At 68.6% G+C, this 19912-nt stretch carries 14 protein-coding genes; 3 read left to right on the forward strand and 11 right to left on the reverse strand.

Features of this window, described 5'->3' with window-relative positions; all coding sequences use genetic code 11:
• The first annotated feature begins 131 nt into the window (after positions 1-131).
• The 3 genes from E6C72_RS12900 (at position 132) to E6C72_RS12910 (ending at position 4860) form a co-directional block, all read left to right on the forward strand.
• Entirely contained in the window at positions 132-3755 is a 3624-nt protein-coding gene (locus E6C72_RS12900) for a tetratricopeptide repeat protein (RefSeq protein ID WP_136700753.1), read from the forward strand.
• Positions 3752-4447: a tetratricopeptide repeat protein gene (locus E6C72_RS12905; RefSeq protein WP_109865436.1), complete on the forward strand. Its 696-nt coding sequence runs from the start codon at positions 3752-3754 to the stop codon at positions 4445-4447. The genes E6C72_RS12900 and E6C72_RS12905 overlap by 4 nt, the downstream gene beginning before the upstream one ends.
• 233 nt (positions 4448-4680) lie before the next feature.
• On the forward strand, positions 4681-4860 hold the full coding sequence (locus E6C72_RS12910) for a YdcH family protein (RefSeq protein WP_109450190.1): 180 nt from the start codon (positions 4681-4683) through the stop codon (positions 4858-4860).
• 103 nt (positions 4861-4963) lie between these two features.
• Here E6C72_RS12910 and E6C72_RS12915 read toward each other — a convergent pair whose 3' ends face one another.
• The 11 genes from E6C72_RS12915 to pseI form a co-directional block, all read right to left on the reverse strand.
• Positions 4964-10969: a tetratricopeptide repeat protein gene (locus tag E6C72_RS12915; RefSeq protein WP_136700754.1), complete on the reverse strand. Its 6006-nt coding sequence runs from the start codon at positions 10967-10969 to the stop codon at positions 4964-4966.
• Positions 10966-11397, reverse strand: coding sequence for a flagellar biosynthesis repressor FlbT (locus E6C72_RS12920; RefSeq protein ID WP_109865429.1), 432 nt, complete (start codon positions 11395-11397; stop codon positions 10966-10968). The genes E6C72_RS12915 and E6C72_RS12920 overlap by 4 nt, the downstream gene beginning before the upstream one ends.
• A 142-nt stretch (positions 11398-11539) precedes the next feature.
• The gene (locus E6C72_RS12925; protein WP_136700755.1) at positions 11540-13405 is read right to left on the reverse strand and encodes a flagellin; all 1866 of its coding nucleotides are present in this window, start codon (positions 13403-13405) and stop codon (positions 11540-11542) included.
• Positions 13406-13605: 200 nt separating this feature from the next.
• On the reverse strand, positions 13606-14664 hold the full coding sequence (locus E6C72_RS12930) for a 3-oxoacyl-ACP synthase III family protein (protein ID WP_109084342.1): 1059 nt from the start codon (positions 14662-14664) through the stop codon (positions 13606-13608).
• Positions 14665-14716: 52 nt separating this feature from the next.
• The gene (locus E6C72_RS12935; protein WP_109084341.1) at positions 14717-15493 is read right to left on the reverse strand and encodes an SDR family NAD(P)-dependent oxidoreductase; all 777 of its coding nucleotides are present in this window, start codon (positions 15491-15493) and stop codon (positions 14717-14719) included.
• A complete protein-coding gene (locus E6C72_RS12940; protein WP_247882134.1) occupies positions 15490-16533 on the reverse strand; it encodes an AMP-binding protein in 1044 nt (347 codons plus the stop codon). The genes E6C72_RS12935 and E6C72_RS12940 overlap by 4 nt, the downstream gene beginning before the upstream one ends.
• Positions 16534-16663: 130 nt before the next feature.
• A complete protein-coding gene (locus E6C72_RS12945; protein WP_109084339.1) occupies positions 16664-16912 on the reverse strand; it encodes a phosphopantetheine-binding protein in 249 nt (82 codons plus the stop codon).
• Positions 16909-17793, reverse strand: a complete 885-nt coding sequence (locus E6C72_RS12950; RefSeq protein WP_109084338.1) for an alpha/beta fold hydrolase — start codon at positions 17791-17793, stop codon at positions 16909-16911. Before E6C72_RS12950 ends, E6C72_RS12945 begins: the two co-directional genes overlap by 4 nt.
• Before the next feature lie 3 nt (positions 17794-17796).
• On the reverse strand, positions 17797-18030 hold the full coding sequence (locus tag E6C72_RS12955; RefSeq protein WP_109084337.1) for an acyl carrier protein: 234 nt from the start codon (positions 18028-18030) through the stop codon (positions 17797-17799).
• Positions 18031-18062: 32 nt separating this feature from the next.
• Positions 18063-18824, reverse strand: a complete 762-nt coding sequence (locus E6C72_RS12960) for a cytidylyltransferase domain-containing protein (protein WP_109084336.1) — start codon at positions 18822-18824, stop codon at positions 18063-18065.
• On the reverse strand, positions 18817-19872 hold the full coding sequence (gene pseI / locus E6C72_RS12965; RefSeq protein ID WP_109084345.1) for a pseudaminic acid synthase: 1056 nt from the start codon (positions 19870-19872) through the stop codon (positions 18817-18819). The genes E6C72_RS12960 and pseI overlap by 8 nt, the downstream gene beginning before the upstream one ends.
• Between the last annotated feature and the right edge of the window lie 40 nt (positions 19873-19912).

The raw sequence follows: 19912 nt of genomic DNA on the forward strand, positions 1-19912 counted from the left end.
GCTCTCCCCCTCTTCCGCCGGCCGATCTGCCGCCGATACAAACAGCATCTTTATCAATGGCATCTTTACCGTGATCCACCGATGATGGCACTCCCTTTGAGGGTGCGGGCAGTCAGGGACGGGGCCGGAACGTGGCGAAGCACACCAACATGCTGGCGCAGGCAGTGGCACATCATCAGGCCGGGCGCACCGCGGAGGCCGAGCGCGGCTATCGCCAAGTGCTGGCCACCGACCCTCGCAACGCCGACGCCTTGCATCTGCTGGGGGTCCTGGCCCTGCAATCCGGCCGCGCGGAAGAGGCGGTGACCTTGATCGGCAAGGCCCTGGCGCAAGCCAAGGGCGTGGCCGATTATTGGGACAATCAGGGCAGCGCCCTGTCCGCCGCCGGCCGGCCGGCGGATGCGGTGCAGGCCCACCGCAACGCCATTCTCCTGGACCCGCAGGGGGCGCAACGGCGGCACAATATGGGCAATGTGCTGGCCGCGCTGGACCGCCACGACGAGGCCCAGCGCGCATTCGCCACGGCATTGGCGCTGAAGCCGGACTATGCCAAGGCCTGGTACAATCTCGGCAACGGCCATGCCACGCACCACCGCTACGGCGCTGCCATGGCGGCGCTGGATCGTGCCGTCCGGCTCGCCCCGGGCATGGTCGAGGCACACAACAATCTGGGCGACGCGCTGGCGATGCTCGGCCGGCTGGACGAGGCCATTGTGCAGCACCGGCTGGTGACTCGGTATCGTCCCGACGACGCCACCGCCTTCTACAATCTGGGCGCGGTCCTGCAACAGAAGGGCGCGCTGGAGAGCGCCGAGATCGCCTATCGTCAGGCGCTGAAGCGCAACCCGCGCCACAGCGCCGCGCTGAACAATCTGGGCAGCGTCCTGAAGCGGCTGGGCCGTCCCGATCAGGCGGAACTGTGCCACCGGCAGGCGCTGGAACTCCATCCGGACTTCGTGGAGGCGCGCTACAATCTCGGCAACGCCTTGCAGGCGCAAGGACGCTACGAAGAGGCGGCCGCCTGCTTCGAGGAGGTGCTGGCGCAGCAACCAGACCTCGCCACCGCCACCTACAATCTTTCATTGCTGGCGCTTCTGCACGGCGACCTGTCGCGCGGTTGGGCTGGGTACGAGCGTCGCTTTGCTGCGGGCGAGGCAATGCCGGATCGGCGCCTCGCCGTTCCGCGCTGGGGTGGGGAACTGCTGCGCGGCAAGCGGCTGCTGGTGTGGCGCGAACAGGGGGTGGGCGACGAGGTTATGTTCGCCTCCTGCTATACGGACGTCTTGGCTTGGGCGGGCGGGCCGGTCACCATCGAATGCGATCCGCGTCTGGTGCCGCTGTTCCGCCGCTCCTTTCCCAAGGCGACCGTGCGGGCCGAAAGCTGCACCGGTGACGCTTTCGGCGACGCCCTCCGGGAAATCCCGTGGGAAACCATCGATCCGCCCGACTGCGATCTCCAGATTGCGGCGGGCGACCTGCCGGAGCTGCTGCGCGGCAGCCTGTCCGCCTTCGAACCGCAGGGCCCCTGGCTGGTGCCGGACCCGAAGCTGGTGGAGCGCTGGGGCGAGCGGCTGGGGGGGTTGGCGGCTGGGGCGCAGGGGCCGGGCCTGCGGGTCGGCATCGGCTGGCGCAGCCAGTTGATGACCGCCGACCGCAAGGCCGCCTACGTGATGCTGGAGCATTGGGGAGCGCTGTTCGCCGTCCCCGGGCTGGTCTTCGTCAACCTGCAATATGGCGACTGCGAGGACGAACTGCGGGCGGCGGAGGAGCGCTTCGGCGTGACGATCCACCGTTGGGCCGACCTCGACCTGAAGGACGATTTCGACGGGGCGGCGGCGCTGACCGCCAATCTTGATCTGGTGATCTCGCCGGCGATGTCGGCGGGCGAACTGGCGGGGGCGCTGGGGGTTCCGGTGTGGCGGTTCGGCGCCCGCGACTGGACGCAGCTCGGTACCGGCGCGCGCCCCTGGTTTCCGACCATGCGCCTGTTCCAGCCCAGTCCCGGTGAAGCATTGGAGGCCACCATCGGGGCGATGGCGACGGCGCTGCGCTCGATGACGCCGGGACTCATGATACCCGGGTTGCCGCCCATCCAGGAGCAGGGGGGGCCGGCCCATCCGGAGGTGTGCGCCGATTTCGAGGCCTTGCTGAACCATGCCGCCGACCTTCACCGTGCCGGCCGGCTGGAGGAGGCGGAGACTGCCTACCGAGCCGCCATTGCCGCCGATCCCCGGCGTGAAACCACCGGTCTTCCGGACGCCCTGCATCTGTTGGGACTGTTGATGCACCAGAGCGGTCGGAACGACGAGGCGCTCGTCCTGATCGGCGACGCGTTGCGCATCGATCCGCACTTTCCCCAGGCCTGGAACCATCTTGGGCTGGTGCATGAGATGGACAAGCGCCATGCCGCAGCGTCCCGCGCCTTCGCACGGGCCTTGGCCCTGCATCCGGCCTATCCGGAGGCGCTGACCCATCTTGGCCTGGTCCATCAGATCGGAGGGGACCAGCTGGGCGGGGTGGAGAGCAACCGTGCCATCGAAGAGGCCATGCGGCTGCACCGCCGTGCCATCGCCCTCCAGCCCGACCATCTGCCTGCCCATGCCAATCTGGGACATGCCTGTGAACTGACCGGACAGACGGAGGCAGCCACCGGCCATTACCGCCGGGCACTGGCCCTGCAACCGGGGTCGGCCGAGGCCAACAACAACCTTGCCACCATGGCGACTCTGGTTGGCCGGTTGGAAGAAGCGAAGAGCCACCTGCGCCGCGCCCTGCGGGTCGATCCCGGCTTTGCGCTGGCCGCCTGGAATCTCGGCCTGATGGACCTTGCCGATGGACGCATCGCGGAGGGATGGGCCGGCTATTCCCGCCGCTTCTCCGCCCGGCAGTTGCAGCGGGCCCGCCGCATCGACCGGCCGGTCTGGACAGGCGATGCGTTGCGGGGGCGCCGGCTGCTGGTCTGGTCGGAACAGGGGATCGGCGACGAAATCCTGTTCGCCTCCTGCTTCGACGCCCTGAATGGGCTGGACGGGCGGGTGACCGTCGAATGCGACCGGCGGCTGGTCAGCCTGTTCGGCCGCTCCTTCCCCTGGGTGTCGGTGCGGGCGGAGACTGTGGACCCGAGCGGCCGGGAGACGATCGATCCGCCGGACTTCGATCTGCAGCTGCCGGCCGGGAGCCTCCCGGCCATGATCCGCGATGGGGTGGCGCGTTATCCGCACCGTCCGGCCTATCTGCGTCCCGACCCCGGGCTCGCTGCCCGGTGGCGCGACCGTCTCGCCGCTTTGCCCGGCCTGAAGGTAGGGCTGGCATGGCGCAGCCAGATCGTCACCACCCAGCGTGCCGCCGCCTACACCGGCCTTGCCGACTGGGCAGACCTGCTCGACCTGCCCGGTGTCAGCGTGGTGATGCTGCAATATGGCGACTGCACTGCCGAACTGGCCAGGGTGGAGACGGCCACGCGCCGGCTGCACCGCTGGGACGATTTGAACCTGAAGGACGATTTTGAAGGGGTGTCCGCCCTGATCGCCAACCTTGATCTGGTCATCTCGCCTGCCACGGCAGTGGGTGAACTGGCGGGAGCCCTGGGGACTCCGGTCTGGCGGCTCGGCACCCGCGACTGGACGCAGATGGGCACCGGCGTGCGCCCCTGGTTCCCGACCATGCGCCTGATCCAACCGCCGGAGGGCCAGGGGCTGGCAAACGCGGCCCAGCAGGCGGTGTGCAGGCTGGCGGCGCTGGTTCCGACCGGATGAGCACGAGCCCCACTCTGCTGGCGGAGGCGTTCGACCGTCACCAGACCGGCGGATTCGAGGAGGCGGAAAGTCTCTACCGCCGCATCCTTGCCGGCGAACCGGATGCAGTGGAGGCCCTGCACCGCTATGGCCTGCTGGTTGCCCAGCTTGGCCGCCTTGAGGAGGCTGACCGGTGGCTGGCCCGTGCGCTGGCTCTGGAGCCGGCCCTGGAGACAGGCGCGGTCGAGGCGGCGGTAAACCATGCCAAGATCCTGCGTGCACTCCGACGGCCGGAGGATGCGGCCCGCCGGTTCCGCCATGCCCTGGTGCTGGCGCCCGCCCTGCCGACAGCGTTCGAGGGGCTCGGTCATGCCGAACGGGAAGGCGATGACGGTGCTGCGGCGGCCGGGGCCTATCGGCGTGCCGCGCTGCTCGGCGCCGGTGCGGCGGTGCTGCACCAATGGGGCATCGCGCTGGACGGCATCGGGCGTCTTGATGAGGCCGCCGACGCGCTGCGCCGTTCCGCCCACCTCGATCCGTCGGTGCCATCGGTCGCCGTCAGGCTGGCCGGGGTCCTCTACCGGCTGGGGCGTGGCGGTGAGGCTGCCGGCTGGTATCGCCATGCGCTGAAGCTTCAGCCCGGCCGCAGCGAGTTGCGCGCGGTGCTTTCCGACATCGCCGCTCCCCATCCAAGCCTGCCACCGGAGACATAACCCTTTGGGTCAAAGGGTCGGATGCCCTCCGGTAGGTGTTGCGCGAAATGATTTCAAGATCCCACCCCTGCGACCCACTGTCATACGTCTGAACGGTTGGGGCATTTTTTCGCATGGTTTGACCGCATAAAACGCAAGATTAGGGTTGTTCGGAGCTTCGGATGGGTGAACACTGATGTCACCGGCCCGTCACATTGAGGCGGGACGCGGACTGATCCCATGGAGAGCGACTCATGCACACTGAAGCTCGCCTTTCGTCTCTGCAGGAAAAACACATGCGCCTGGACCGGGCGATCCTCGACGAGGAAAAGCGCTCATGGCCGGATGAGAGCGCAGTAAAGCGCCTCAAACTCGAAAAGCTGCACGTCAAGGAAGAGATCGATCGCCTGACGCGCCCCGGCCCGATGAATTAATCCCCCCAATCACAGCAACGACCTTCAAGCATTACCCCTGATCGGGGTCCAAAGGCCGGGTTGAGGCGGACCGCCTCAGCCCGGCTTTTTTGGTGGCTTTTTTTTAATGACCGGCTTGGCGGAACCGCTCAAGCTCCGCGGCCACCGACGGCAACAGGTCCGCCACCCGCTGACCGGGAGCGGTCCGGAACACCCGCATCGATGGGAACCAGGGACGTACACCGGTGCCGAGCGCCGTCCAATCGCCTGCCCGACCCAGCCTCCAGACCGGTACGCCGAGCGCGCCTGCCAGCTCGCCGGTGGAGGTTGCCGGCGCGATCACCAGATCGAGCGCCGACATCAGTGCCGCAGTACCGTCGAGATCGTTGCGCAGGTCGAGGTCGGCGAAGACATGCGGGCTGCGGCCGAAGGCCTCGCATGCCGCCAGTTCGGCTCCGCAGTCGCCATATTGCAGGTTGATTGGGATCAGGCCGGGCAGGCTCAGCACCGGCCGCCAATCCTCGGTGCGGGTGTAGTCCGGCATGCGGTCCGGGTCGAGCTGGCTGCTGCGCCACGCGATGCCGACCCGCAGGCCCTCGCCCAACCCGGCCAGACGCCGCCGCCAGCTTTCGACCGCCGCCGGGTCGGCCCGCAGGGCCGGTTTCACCCTTGTGAAGGCCGAAAGGGTGGAGCCGAGATGGCGTGACAGCGATCCGATGGGGATGTGAGCATCGACGTCGGCTGACGGCTCGTCCGGTTTGGCCGGGACCGGCCGCACCGTCGTCAGCGGGAAGGAGCGGGTGAACAGCGGCACGAAGCGGGGATCGCATTCGACCAGGATATGGCCGCCCATCCGCCCGACACGGGCGATCAGGTCCGGCAGAAGCTGGGCGAACATCAGTTCGTCGCCAATCCCCTGCTCACGCCAGACCAGAAGGCGCCGCCCCGACAGGTCTCCGCCGTCCCAGAGAGGGGCACCGGGCAGCCGTGATGCCGATGCCATGTCGCGCGTGTCGAAGCGGCGCTCATAGCCGTCCCAACCCTGAGCCAGCCGACCGGCTGCCAGAGACAGGATCCCGCCGTTGAGGGCCGCCGCCGCGTGGCCGGGTTCCGCCATCAACGCACGGTCACACCAGAATCCCGCCCCGGCATCGTCCCCCAGTTCGCGCAACAGCCGGCCCCGGTTCGCCATTGCATCAGCCAAAGCCGGGACCAGTGCCAGGGCATGGCGCCCTGCCCGTTCCGCCGCGTCCGGCCGCCCCAGGCGGCGCAACGCCACCGACAGATTCAGCCATGCCGCCTCCAGTCCCGACGCGCAGCGAATGGCCTGTACATGTGCACGCTCGGCCTCGTCCCAGCGGCCCAGCCGGGCCAGCGCCACGCCCAGATTGTCGTGCGCCTCCGCGACCTCCGGGTCGGCGGCGACCGCCAGCCACTGGAGCCGGACCGCCGCCTCGCTCCGTCCCAGCGCGTCAAGCGCGTTGCCAAGATTGGTCAAGGCCGCCGCGCTGTCAGGCTGGATCGCCAGTGCGGTCCGGAAACTCGCCGCCGCCAGCCCCGGCCGACCAAGCGCCAGCCGGACATTTCCCAGGCTGATATGCGCCGTCGCATAATCGGGAACCTCGGTGACCGCAGCCGCGATCCTCGGCTCCCCTCGCCCGGGCTCCCCGGACTGGTGGGCGAGCAGGCCCGACAGATGCAGTGCGACAGGGTCGCGCGGGCGGCCCGCCAGCACCCGTTCATAAAGGGGGGCAGCGACATCCAGGGCGCCGGCGCGATGGGCGGCGACGGCCCTTTCCAGCAACCCGTCCGGGTCGGGGTCCGGCTCCGCGGGGTCACCATCGCCGCTCCCTGCCCCATCGGCTCCAGACGGCGCGGCCGCTCTGCACCGCGGCGCCGCGCTGGCCCGCAAAGCCGTCGCCATCGCCCCGATGGTGGCCTCCAATGCTTCACCGGGACTGGGCTGGAACAGGCGCATGGTCGGAAACCAGGGGCGCGCGCCGGTACCGAGCTGCGTCCAGTCGCGGGCGCCGAACCGCCACACCGGAACCCCCAGCGCCCCCGCCAGTTCGCCCGCCGACATCGCCGGCGAGATCACCAGATCAAGATTGGCGGTCAGCGCCGCCGCCCCGTCGAAATCGTCCTTCAGGTCGAGGTCGGCCCAACGGTGGATCGTCACGCCGAAGCGCTCCTCCGCCGCCCGCAGTTCGTCCTCGCAGTCGCCATATTGCAGGTTGACGAAGACCAGCCCGGGGACGGCGAACAGCGCTCCCCAATGCTCCAGCATCACGTAGGCGGCCTTGCGGTCGGCGGTCATCAACTGGCTGCGCCAGCCGATGCCGACCCGCAGGCCCGGCCCCTGCGCCCCAGCCGCCAACCCCCCCAGCCGCTCGCCCCAGCGCTCCACCAGCTTCGGGTCCGGCACCAGCCAGGACGGCCGCGCCGGGAACCGCTTCAGGTCGGCGCGCAGCAGACGCGACAGGCTACCGGCGGCGATGTGGAGATCGGCGTCGCGCGGATCGGCGGTCTCCGGCCTGACATCGGCAGCGGGGAAGGAGCGCGCGAACAGCGGCACCAGCCGCCGGTCGCATTCGATTACCAGCCGCCCGGCGCGGCGCATCGCCTCCTCATAGCAGGAGGCGAACAGGAGCTCGTCCCCCACCCCCTGTTCCCGCCAGACCAGCAGGCGGCGACCGGCGATATTCTCGCCACGCCACGCCCGCATGGTCAGCCGGCGGCGCTGGTCCCGGAACTGCGGCGTCGCGAAGCGCCATTCATGATCAGCCCAGCCGCTCCGCAGCGTGCCTGTCTCCAGCAACAGGAGGGACCGGTTGTAGCGGGCTTGCGCGTGCTTCGGATCGGCCTCCAGCGCCGCATCGAAGGCGGCAAGCGCCTCCTCCTGCCTCCCGTGCTGCTTCAACAGATAGGCAAGGTTGCCGTGCGCGTCGGCCAGCGACGGTGCGAGGTCGATGGCTGTCCGATGGCAGGCCTCCGCCTCCGCAACCTTGCCCAAAGCCTCCAGGGCATTGCCCCGGTTGGTCCAGGCAATGGCGAGGCCGGGGTCACAGCGGGTCGCGTGCTCCAGCAGGCGCGCCGCCTCGTCGAAACGGAGCAGTTTATGCAGAGCACTGCCAAGGTTGCTGAGCACGTCCGCCGCCGCCGGTGTCAGGCTGACCGCGATTTGGTGGGCTTTCACCGAATCCCCGGGGCTGGTCGCCAACTCGGCAAAATGGCCGTGCGCGGGAGCCAGGTCGGGTCGCAGGCGCAGCGCATGCGTCACTGCGGAGCGGGCCGCTTCCACCTGCCCGATGCGGCGCAGCAGCGCCGTCCGGTTGACCCAATGGCCGACTGTTTCGGGCTGCAGGGAGATGCAGGCGCGCGATGACCGGTCGGCGGCATCGAACTGTCCCAGCCCCTGCTGGACCTCGCACAGGGCGGCATGGGCGGAGGCATTCTGCGGGTCGGCGGCGGAGGCGCGCGTCAGCAGAACCTGTGCCTCCTCCAGCGAGCCACGCCGCTTTGCCAGTACGCCGCCCAGATGCAGGGCGACCGGATGATCGGGCTGCCGGTCGAGCAGTTGCCGCACCAACACCTCCGCCGCTTCCGCAGCACCGGTGCGGTAAAGGGCAACGGCTTCCGCCATCTGGCGGTCGGCGTCACCGTCCGGCTTCGCGGTTCCGGCCGGATCGGGCTGCTGTGCCGCAGGCCGCTGTCCCGGCGGCCTGCGGGAGGCCGTGCGCCGCAATTCCGCCGCCATCCGGGTAAGCGTCACCTCCAGCCCTTCGCCGGGATTGGGCTGGAAGAGGCGCATGGTCGGAAACCAGGGGCGTGCACCGGTGCCGAGCTGCGTCCAGTCGCGGGCACCGAAGCGCCATACCGGAACCCCCAGCGCCCCCGCCAGTTCGCCCGCCGACATCGCCGGCGAGATCACCAGATCCAGGTTGGCTGTCAGCGCCGCCGCCCCGTCGAAATCGTCCTTCAGGTCGAGGTCGGCCCAACGGTGGATCGTCACGCCGAAGCGCTCCTCCGCCGCCCGCAGTTCGGCTTCACAATCGTCATATTGCAGATTGACGAAGACAAGTCCGGGGACGGCGAACAGCGGTCCCCAATGCTCCAGCATCACGTAGGCGGCCTTGCGCTCGGTCGTCATCGTCTGGCTGCGCCAACCGATGCCGACCCGCAGGCCCGGTCCCAAGCCCGCCAGCCGTTCGCGCCAGCGTTCCGCCAGCACGGCGTCCGGTACCAGCCAGGGGGCTTGCCCTTCGAAACCGGACAGGCTGCCCCGCAGGTATCCCGGCAGGTCACCGGCCGGTGCATGGGCATCGACGCCGGGCGGCTGGATGGTTTCGAGGCCGGCGGCGTCGACCGATTCGGCCCTGACCGTCGCCCGGGGAAAGGACCGCGTGAACAGCGGAACCATCCGCCGGTCGCATTCGATCACCACATGCCCCGTGCGTGCGATCAGTGACGGGTAGCAGGAGGCGAACATGATCTCGTCGCCCACCCCCTGTTCCCGCCACACCAGCAGTCGTCGTCCGCCGACATCCTCCCCCTGCCACAGGGGGGCGGCGATCCGGCGGTTCACATAGCCCTTCGCCCAGAAACGCCGGCGGTATCCATCCCAGCCGCCGGGCAGTTCGCCGCGGGAAAGCCGCAGCATGCCGCGGTTCAGATGCGCGGTGTTGAGTGACGGATTGACCGACAGGGCAAGGTCCATCCAGGGTTCGGCGGCGGCAGCGTCCTGGCGGTACTGCCAGAGCATCATCCCGAGGTTGCCCGCGGCCTCCGCATTGCGGCCGTCTATCTCCAGAGCACGCCGATGGACCGCTTCCGCCTCGTCGATTCGGCCGAGCGTCTGGAGGGCGAGACCGTAACCGGTCAGCGCAGCCGGGTTGTTGGCATCGATCGCCAGGGCGCGCCGGTACATCCGCACCGCACCGCCAAGGTCGTCATGCTCGAACAGCAGGCCGGCCAGGTTGGCATGGACCTCCACACTCCCTGGGTCGGCCGTGGCGGCACTGCGATAAAGAAGCTCGGCACGATGGGGATCTCGCCTTGCGATATGGACACCGGCAAGATTGACCAACGCCTTCCCGTAATCGGGACGCAGCCGCAGAGCGCGCCGATACCAGCGCGCCGCCCGCTCGAAATCGCTCTTCAGATCGTAGCGGTTCTCCAGCGAAGTGCCGTGGTTGTTCACAGTCATGGCGTCGCCGGGGCTGAGCGCGACCGCGCGGCGGAGCACCCGCGCCGCCTCCCCCATCTCGCCCAGCTCGAGCAGGGCCACACCCAGATTGTTGCAGGCTCCCTGCATCGTCGGCTCGCGGTCCAGCGCCAGACGGAACTGCGCGACCGCCTCCCTCAGCCTCTTCATGCCCTGCAGGGCGGTGCCATAGCTGAAATGCAACTGCACATTGCCGGGATGCGCTGCGACCGCCGGAGCCAGGACGCCGCCGGCCGCTTCATAGGCACCGCGGCCGTTCAGCAACCCGCCGAGCTCCAGCGACAGTTCCTCGTCAGCCGGCGCGTCTTCCAGAGCGCGGCGCAGACAGACTTCGGCGTCGGGATGACCCAGCCCGCGCAGGCAGATCGCCAGATGCCGCCATGCGGCGGAATGGGAGGGATCGGCCTGAACGACCGCATAGAAGGCGTTCGCCGCAGGCGGGATCTGCCCCAGTTCCCGTTGCAGGATGCCGTAATTGAAGCGCGCCGTCAGGTTGTCCGGTCCCACAGTCAGCGCACGGGTATAGGCCTCTGCCGCCTCCTCCCGTCGGCCGAGCCGCTGAAGCACGGCGGCGCGGTTGTTGTGTGCCTCGACATAATGGTCGTCCTGCCGGATCGCGACCGAATAGGCGTTCAGCGCCTCGTCCAGCATGCCAAGATCGGCCAGGACGTTGCCGAGACTGTTGTAGGCCGTGGTGAAGTCAGGCTGCACGGCCAATGCGGCCCCGAGATTGGCAAGGGCCCCGGCGGTGCGGCCGGTCTGGTGGGCGATGATCGCCGACAGGTGGAGCGCGTCGGCATTTGCCGGATCATCGGCCAGAATCCGGCGGTAAAGCACAAGCGCCTCGGCGAGACGGCCGGCGCGGTGGAGCGGCAGTGCGGTGTCCAGCAGATCGGCGGCGGTCACGGCGTCCGATCTGCTGTTGGGGTGTCGTCATCGTCACTGGTGGCGCCTTCAAATGTCCCGCCGTCGGTCGCCTTGAACAGCTTGCGGCAGAGCTTCAGCGCCCGATAGTAATTGCGGCTTTCGACCAGACGCGCGATCTCGTCCAGCATCTTGGCGGCGTCCGGCCGCGCCTCGCGGGTTTCGTCGAGGATCGAGGCGAAGCGCTGAAGGTTCAGCGTCGAATCTTCGGGGAAGATGTAGACGAGCTGAATGACGAAATAGAGCTTCTTCTCGATGGAATCGATCTGCTCTTCCTTCAGAACCTCCCGGCCGCGCAGGAAATTGGCGGTGTTGTAGAGGAAGAACGAGCCCGGACGGTCGCCGGCACCGATGACGGCACCGTTGATGATGACCTTCTCGTTGGGACGAAGCACGAACTTGAGTGGCATGAGTGAGGAACCCGGGGCTTGCGGGCCGTCGCCGCCCAGCCTTTGCCAGCACGGTCCGACCCAAAAAAGAAACGGGCGGCGGCCTGATGCCGCCGCCCGCCGGGCGTGATCCTACCCGAACTTGCCGTCCGAACTCTACGCCTTAGAACAGACGCAGGATCGACTGCTGCGACTGGTTGGCCAGCGAGAGGGCGATGGTGCCGAGCTGCTGACGGGTCTGCAGCATCAGCAGGCTTGCGCCTTCCTCGTTCTGGTCGGCCAGCGTCAGCTTGCTGGCGCCTTCCGTCAGCACGTCGCTGAACTCCTTGGTGAAGTTCTCACGGGTCGTGATGATGTTCAGGTTGGTCGACAGCGACTGCGAAGCGGAGCGGATTGTTGACTTTGCGTTGTCGAGACCGGCCACCGCCTTGTCGATGTCGGCGCGGTCCGTCCAGCCGTTCTGTGCTTCGTCGAGCTTCAGACCCTGACCGCTGGTGGTCAGGTTCACCGCGCCCACCGTGATCGAGTTCGTGTTCGTCTCGTTCAGCTGGACCGTGATGTCGTTCTTCGAGTTGGCGTCGGAGATCTGCTTGGTGATGATGTTGGCCGAGCAGTTGGCCGAAGCGGCCTTCTTGATCGTCTTCGCATCGACGTCCACATGGACCGTGCCGCTGTCGAAGGCAAAGGCCTGGTCGCCGCTGGACAGCTTGCCGTCGCCCTGGTCTTTCAGGCCGTCGCGGGTGACCTGGGCGCCGTTGGAGTTGGTGACCTGGATTTGCAGGTCGACCTTCTTCTCGATGGTCGAGATGCCGTTGCCCTGGTTGTTGGCCGCTTCCAGCAGACGACGGTCGACCGTGAAGGACACGATGGTGCCCGACGCGAAGCTTTCCGAGATCTTCTTGGTCAGCGCGTTGGTGGCGCTGGAAGTCAGCGAGAAGTCGGTCACCGCGCCGGCGGTGCTGTTGCCGGTGAGCGTGATGGTGCCGCCGCTGGCGTTGACCGAGACGGACGCGAGGTCCTTGCCGACCAGGCGACCGCTGCCGGTGAGGGCCGTGCTGATCGAGTTGCGCAGATTGGTCGCCACGTTGACCGCGGCGTTCTGGCCGACGGCCACGTCACCCTTGGTCGCCGTGTAGCTGAAGGACTGGCCTTCCACCGTGATGGTGAAGATGTCGCCTTCTTCGATCGTGCCGCCGACATTCACCGTCGACACCTGGGCCACACCCGTCGTAGCGGCCGTCTTCAGGGCGGTCGAGGTCGTCTGCGAGTTGTCGAAGTAGGAGATCGTGCGGCTCTCGCTGCCGTCCGACACGATGAAATCGCGGCTGCGGCCGTTGGCGCCGCGCACCTCGATCTGGACGTTGGAGAAGCTGCCCGAGGTGCTGGACATCGTACCCGACAGCTTCAGGCCGGTCAGGCCGTGTGCGCTCTCGGCGGCGGAAATGTCGTCGGTCTTGCCTTCGATCGAACCGTCGCCCTTGATGCGGATCGAGTAGGTGTCGGCCGACTGCACGTTGGTGACGCGGGCGTTGTCGACGCCGGTGATGGTGTTGACGGCGGCACGGGACGCGCTGGTGCTGTCCATGCTGAGGCCGTTGCCGGCGATCAGGTTCTTGCCGCCGTAACCGCTGTCGCCGGCGAGCTTGTCGATCTGGCCACGCAGCGTGTTGAACTGGGCGGCAAGCGATTTGCGGGTGGCGATGGAGGCGGCATCGTTGCCGAGCGCCGCATAGGCGGCGGTGGTCAGGCCCTTGGCCTGGTCGACCATGGAGTCGATGGCGGTCAGGCCCTTGTCGGCGGCCTGGATGGTGCTGATCGACTGGCCCATCGCGTCCTTCAGCGACGTCAGGTCGCCGGCGCGCTGGTTCAGACCCTTGGCCGAGAAGAAGGCGGTCGGGCCGTCGAGGGCGGTGTTGACCTTGTTGCCCGTCGACAGGATGTTCTGCTTCTTGTTGATCTGTTCCTGCGTGCTTTGCAGCTGCAGCAGGTTGGTCCGCATTGAAGAGGACAGGGTAACGTTGCCGGCCATGGTAGCCACTCCTTTGGAGGATCAATGTCCGGACGCGCACCGCTTTCGGAACGCTTGGTCCGGAAGGGGACTAATTCCCCCGCCAAAGTGGTAGGCAAGAAGTGGGCCAGTTCAAATTTGCCGGGTTTCCTTGGCAATCCGTGCCGGTGGGCAGGAAAATGCCCGGCAAATTTTGCCTAGCCATCGGCAAAAACTGCCGGTCAGGGGGCAGGGCTTGCCGGGGCGGCAGATTCTGCCGGGCACTTACTGCCGGGCAGCTCAACCGTTTCGCACACCGCCAGCGGTCCGACGGCCAGCGCCGCGCTGCCCCAGGACCAGCCTACTCCGAAGCCGGACAGCAGCAGCCGGTGCTGGCCGGCGGCCAGCCCGTCGGCCAGCACCGTGGCAATGGCCAGGGGAATGGAGGCGGAACTGGTGTTGCCGACCTCGCGCAGGGCGATGACGGTGCGATCGGCCGCCACTCCCAACTTCTGTCCCAGATGGCGGATCATCTGGGCGTTGGCCTGATGCAGGACGAGGTGATCGACCATGTCCGCGGTCCAGCCGGCGCCGTCCAATGCGGCGCGCACGCTGCCCGGCACCTCGCGCAGGGTGAAGGCGAACACCTGGGTTCCGTCCATGAACAGGCGTGCCGGACGGTCGGGATGGCGCATTGCCCCGCCATCCGCCGCCAGATAGGGTGCACCGGCGCCGTCGCTGCCCAGATCGAACGCCATCGGTGCCGCCTTGTCGTCCAGTTCCAGAGCGACGGCGGCAGCGCCATCGCCGAACAGCGGGGCGACCGCCCGGTCTTCGGGATCGACCAGCCGCGAGGTGGTGTCGCCGACCAGCAGCAGAGCCCGCCGCCCGGCCGCCTTCAGAAGCCCGCCGGCGGTCCACAGCCCATAGATGAAGCCGGAGCAGCCATGGGTGAGGTCGAGCACCGCCGCGCCCTTGCGCAGCCCGAGCCGCCGGTGCAGCAGCGAGGCGGTGCCCGGCAATGTATGGTCGTGGGTCTGAGTCACGAGAATCAGCAGGTCGACGCTGCCTGGCTCCCAACCCAGCCCATCGAGCAGACGGCGGGCGGCGGCCTCGGCGAGATCGCTTGTGCATTGGCCGGGAGCGACGATCCGCCGCTCCTCGATGCCGGTGGCGGCGGCGATCTTGCGGGCCGCGTCCTCGCCGAAGCGGCGGGCGAGATCCCCGACCGTCTCACGCCGTTCCGGAACGCAGCCGACGACACCGCGTACGCACACCCCGTCGATCCGGCTGGCGACCATCTCCGCCTCCCCTCTTCCCATGCAGCGTTCTGCCAAAGCGGTCTGCGCCGCTTCAGCAGGTGATGCCGCCGTCCACCGTCAGGGTCTGCCCCGTGATGAAGCCACCGCCGTCGCCCAGCAGAAAACGGACCAGCGGCACCACGTCCGCCGCGGTGCCCAGCCGGCCCAGTGGCGTGCGGCGCACGATCTGGTCACGCTGCCCATCCGACAGCGTGCCCGACATTTCGGTGTCGAGATAGCCCGGCGCCACCGAATTGACGGTGATCGCCCGCCGTCCAACCTCACGGGCCAGTGCCCGCGTCAGCCCGTCCAGCCCGGCCTTCGACGCCGAGTAGGCAGCCAGCCCGACATAGCCGCGCTGTCCGATGATGGAGGAGATGTTGACGATGCGCCCACCTTGGGCGCCTGCCCCGCGCGCCACCAGCTTGGCACGCAGAAAGGCGCGGGCCGCCTGGAGCGCGCCGGTCAGGTTGGTCTGGATCACCGTCTCGGCATCGATCTCCGGAAAGGTCGCCAGCACGCCTTCGCGGGCAATGCCGGCATTGTTGACCAGCCCCCACAGCGGCGATTCTCCGCCCCAGGCGACGGCGGCGTCGAAGAAGGCCCGGACCTCCGCCCCGTCGCCGATCCGGCAGGGGCGCCAGAACAGGTCGGGACAGGCCAGCAGTTCCAGCGCGTCGGAGGATGAGCGGCTGCAGGTGGAGACCCGGTAGCCGTCGGCCAGCAGCGCCTCCACCAGCGCGAGGCCGAGCCCGCGGCTGCCGCCGGTGACGATGACGTGGCGCTTGGCCGGGGAGGAATCGGTCGGGGAGGAATCGACGGCCGTCATTGGGATCCCTTTCGGCTCTTCTTGCCCGCGGCGCTCAGCGGGATATGGTCGGCGAAGGTCAGGACGCGCGGACGGGCGGCCGGCGGCAGATCGGCGGTGGCCGCCCGCAGGGCGGCGCGCAGAGTGGTCTCCTCCGCACCGGGAACCGGTACGATCGTAGCGGTCAGCAGATGGCCGGTGATCGGGCTCGCCACCGCCAGAACCGTGGCATCGGCCACCCCGTCGACCGCCAGCAGACGGCGCTCCACCGCTTCCGGCGAGACCTTCACTCCGCCGACATTGACCAGCCCGTCCAGCCGGCCGGTGAACAGCACCCGGTCGCCCCAACGCTCCACGAGATCGCCGGTGGACAGCCAGCCATCGGCATCGACCGCCCCCGGCGCAGCGCGCGGGCTCCGCACCTCCAGCACGTTATCGGCGATGCGAAGCTCCAGCCCATCCGGCGCCTCGTCCAGCCAGCCAGCCGGAAAGCCGGCCCGGCCGTCGGCGACGGCAAACAGCGCGCCCGCCTCGGTCGACGCATAGATGTGGCGCAGCCGCGCCTTGGGAAAGCGTTCCGCCAACCGGTCGAGAATCGGCTGGTCGGCCGTCTCGCCGCCAAGGGTCACCGCAGCCAGCGGCAGTTCGGCATCGCCGAGCGCCATCAGGAAGGCGCGCCAGAAGCTGGGCGTGCCGCTGACATGGGTCACGCCATGCCGCCGCGCCGCCGTCGCCAGCGCGGCGACGGTGCCGGCACCCGCATCCGGCACGGCGACCAGCAGCGCCCCGGCCGCCGCCGCAGTCAGCATCACCTGCAGGCCGGCGAAGGCGCCGGGATCATAGGTCAGCAGCCAGCGGGCTCCCTCCTCCGCCACGCCACGCAGGCGGCCGCGCAAACGGGAGAAATCATGGCGCAGGCGCTTGGGTGTCCCTGTGGTGCCGGAACTTTCCAGCGTGACGGTGAAGCCCTGCCCCGGCAGCCACCCGTTCGGATCCACGGTGCCGCGGGCCAGCAACAGTCCCTGCCCCGCCGCCTGCGCAGCGGCCAGGGCGGCCAGCACGCGTGACGGCCGATCAGCTTGGACAACGCCACCGGCCGGGACGGGCAGCGCGCAGATCTCCGCCCAGCCGAAAGAATCCTCCCTTCGATCAGACGGAAGGCAGGATGGATCCAGTCGGGACGGCGGCCTGTCATGCCGAAACGGTGTAGAGCGCCGCCAGTTCACCGACGGTGGTGAACTGGCGGAAGCCCGCGCGGAAAGGATCCTGCCCGGTCCGCTGTTCCAGCACCACCAGCAGCGTGGCGAGGTCGAGGGAATCAATGGGCAGATCCCCGTCCAGGAAGCGGCTGTCCGCCGTCAGGGGCGGCAGCAATTCCCCCTTGTCGGCGGCGATACGGCCAAGTTCCTCGGCGATCAGGGCGAAGATGCTGTCGGTCATGGTCTGGTCGGCTCAGCGGAGTGGGACGCCGCCCGGCCATCGTCGCAGCCATCCAGGAAGGCCCGGATGGTGGCGGTCACCGGGCTGGCGGCCTCGATGTGCGGCAGATGGCCGGCATTGTCGAAGACGTGGAAAGGGGCGGACGCGGGCAGGCGACCGGAGGGCGGCAATGGGATGATATGGTCTTCGCGGCCCCACAGAACCTGTACCGGCATCGGATAGGCGCTCCAGTCGACCGGAGGGCCGCCGCCATCGGCATGGGCGGCGAAGGACACCTCGATGATGCGTTCCAGCCCGGCGCGGCGAACCGGGTCGGCGCCCTGGGCGTACAGCACCTCGCCGAAGCGGGGGATCAATAGCGAGGGGCCGGCGAACAAACGCTCGGCGCAGGCGCGGCCCTCCGCCACGTCGGCGGGCGCGACGGCCCGGCGCAGGAAACCCAGGTCGAAGGGCGTTCCCAGCCCGGCGCTGGACAGCAGGGTCAGACTCGCCACCCGGTCAGGGGCCAGCCCGGCCAGTTCGCGGGCGACATAGCCACCCATCGAATGGCCGACCACATGCACCTGCGGCAGTTCCAACCCGTCGAGGAATTCAACCAGCCAAGGGGCGAAGTCGGCGACCCGGCCGCTTCCGACGTCCGGCGTCGATCCGCCATGGCCCGGCAGGTCAACGGCGATGGCGCGACGGCGCGACGACAGGGCCGACAGGTTGAACTGCCAGGTCAGGCGGTCGCCGGCAAAGCCATGCAGAAGCAGGACGGGAACGCCGCCGCTGCCGACCGACAGATAAGCCGCCGGCCCACCGGCGACGGTGGCGACGCCGGCACGCAGGCGGCTTGCTTCCGAAACGGGGCGGGCCGAAACGGGCCGGGAAACGGGCACCGGTCAGGCCGTAACCGGAGCACCCGCCAGGGCCAGCAGATCGCCGACCGTCTTGGCCTTGGCCAGCTTCTCGCCTTCCACAACGACGCCGGTCTTCTCGTCCACCAGCGCGATGAAGCTGATGACCGCCAGCGAATCCCAAGCATCCAGCGATTCCAGGGTCTCGTCGCCAGTCAGCGTGCCGGGATCCAGTTCGAGCATCTCGTCAAGGGCGAGAAGGAATTCATTGCGATCCATAAGTTTTCTCCTTTGTCGAACTGCGGCACCGGTCAGTGCAGCGTCTTTTGCCGGACCGAACGGTTGATGTCCACCCAATCAGGGTGTTCGCGAAGAGTTCTGCAACAATCCTGCCAGCCGAAACCGGGGTCGGACGGCAGCAGCGCCTCCAGCAGGCGACGCACCAGCTCATAGTCGGCGGGCTCGTCGACGCACCAGCGTTGACCTTCCAACCACGAATCTGCCGGATCCGCCGATATGTCGGGGACAAGCGCCATCCCCAGCCGGAAACGATCGGGATGATTGTAGATGTAGGGGGTGACATGCTCCCGCTCCGCCGGGTCGGTGGCGGTGGCCGCCGCCTCGTCCAGCAGGCGGCGCGGGAAGATCTCGGCATCGAGGCCACGGGGGTAGCGGGTGCTGTCGATCGACAGGTAATCCAGCGGCTGGCTTTGCTGAAAAGTGGCGATCAGACGGCCGACCAGGGCCGGATCGATCAGCGGACAGTCAGCGGTGACGCGCACCACCAGATCGGCCCCGGCCAGCGCCGCCGCGCCGGCGAAGCGGCCCAGCACGTCCTGTTCGTCACCACGGAACACCGTGATGCCCAAACCCTGCGCGCAGGCCGCCACCGGATCGTCGGTGGTGTTCACCGTCGTCGCCAACACCACCGCATCGAGCCTGGGAGTACGGGACAGCCGCTCCAGATGGTGGGCCAACAGCGGCCGGCCGGCCGCCGGCATCAGCACCTTGCCGGGTAGCCGGGTGGAGGTCATGCGGGCCTGGGAAATGGCAACGATGCGCGGTTTACCCATGCGGGTCCTCCGTCGCGGGCGCCAGCATGTCCCAGCCCAGCGGTTCCCCGCGCTTCAGGCGGCGGCCGGCGCGGCGGCCGAGCACGTCCGGCAGATGCTTGGGCGCCATGCCGAAGCCGGGGCGGATGGAACGGACGTTGGCTGCGGTCAGCGCGTCCCCCGCCTCGACGTCGGCGACGACATAGAGGGAGCGGCGATAGTCGCGCCCGCCAGCCTCGCTGGGCTTCACCCCGTAATCGACCCGGCCCATGGCGGCGGTCGCCGTACGGACGGCGTCGGCCATCGCTCTGAACTCCGCCGGCTCAAGCGAGAAGGCGCTGTCGACCCCGCCATCGGCGCGCGACAGGGTGAAATGCTTCTCGATCACCGTGGCGCCCATCACCGCGGCGGCGACCGGCACGGCGATGCCCTGGCTGTGGTCGGAGAGGCCGGCGGTGACGCCGTTGAAGCACTCCGCCAGATGCGGGATCGTGTGGAGGTTGCAATCCTCCGGCGGGGTGGGATAGCCGCTGACGCAGTGCAGAAGGGCGAGAGGCACGTCGCCGGCGGCGGCGACCGCCTCATCGATCTCGCCCAGTGTGGCGAGACCGGTGGAGATGATCAGCGGCTTGCCGGACCGGGCGGCACGGCGGATCAACGGCAGGTCGATCAACTCGAACGAGGCGATCTTGAAGGCCGGAGCGTCCAGATCCTCCAGCAGCTCGATCGCGGTCTCGTCGAAGGGGGAACTGAAGATGGTCAATCCGAGCGACCGCGCCCGCTCGAACAGCGGCGCATGCCATTCCCAGGGGGTGTGCGCCTCGCGGTAGAGGTCGTGCAGGGTGCGTCCGTCCCACAGCCCACCTTCCAGCCGGAAGCCGGGGCCATCATGGGCGATGGTGATGGTGTCGGCGGTGTAGGTCTGCAGCTTGACCGCGTCGGCCCCCGCCTCTTTCGCCGCGTCCACCAGGGCCAGCGCGCGGCCGAGGTCGCCATTGTGGTTGCCCGACATCTCCGCGATCAGATAGGGCGGATGCCCCCGGCCGATCGGACGGCCGGCGATCGACATCGGCGGACGGCTGGAGTTGCGGCTTGCGGCGGCGTTCGAC

Origin of the sequence: Azospirillum sp. TSH100, from assembly GCF_004923295.1 — a bacterium.
Classification (GTDB): Bacteria; Pseudomonadota; Alphaproteobacteria; order Azospirillales; family Azospirillaceae; genus Azospirillum.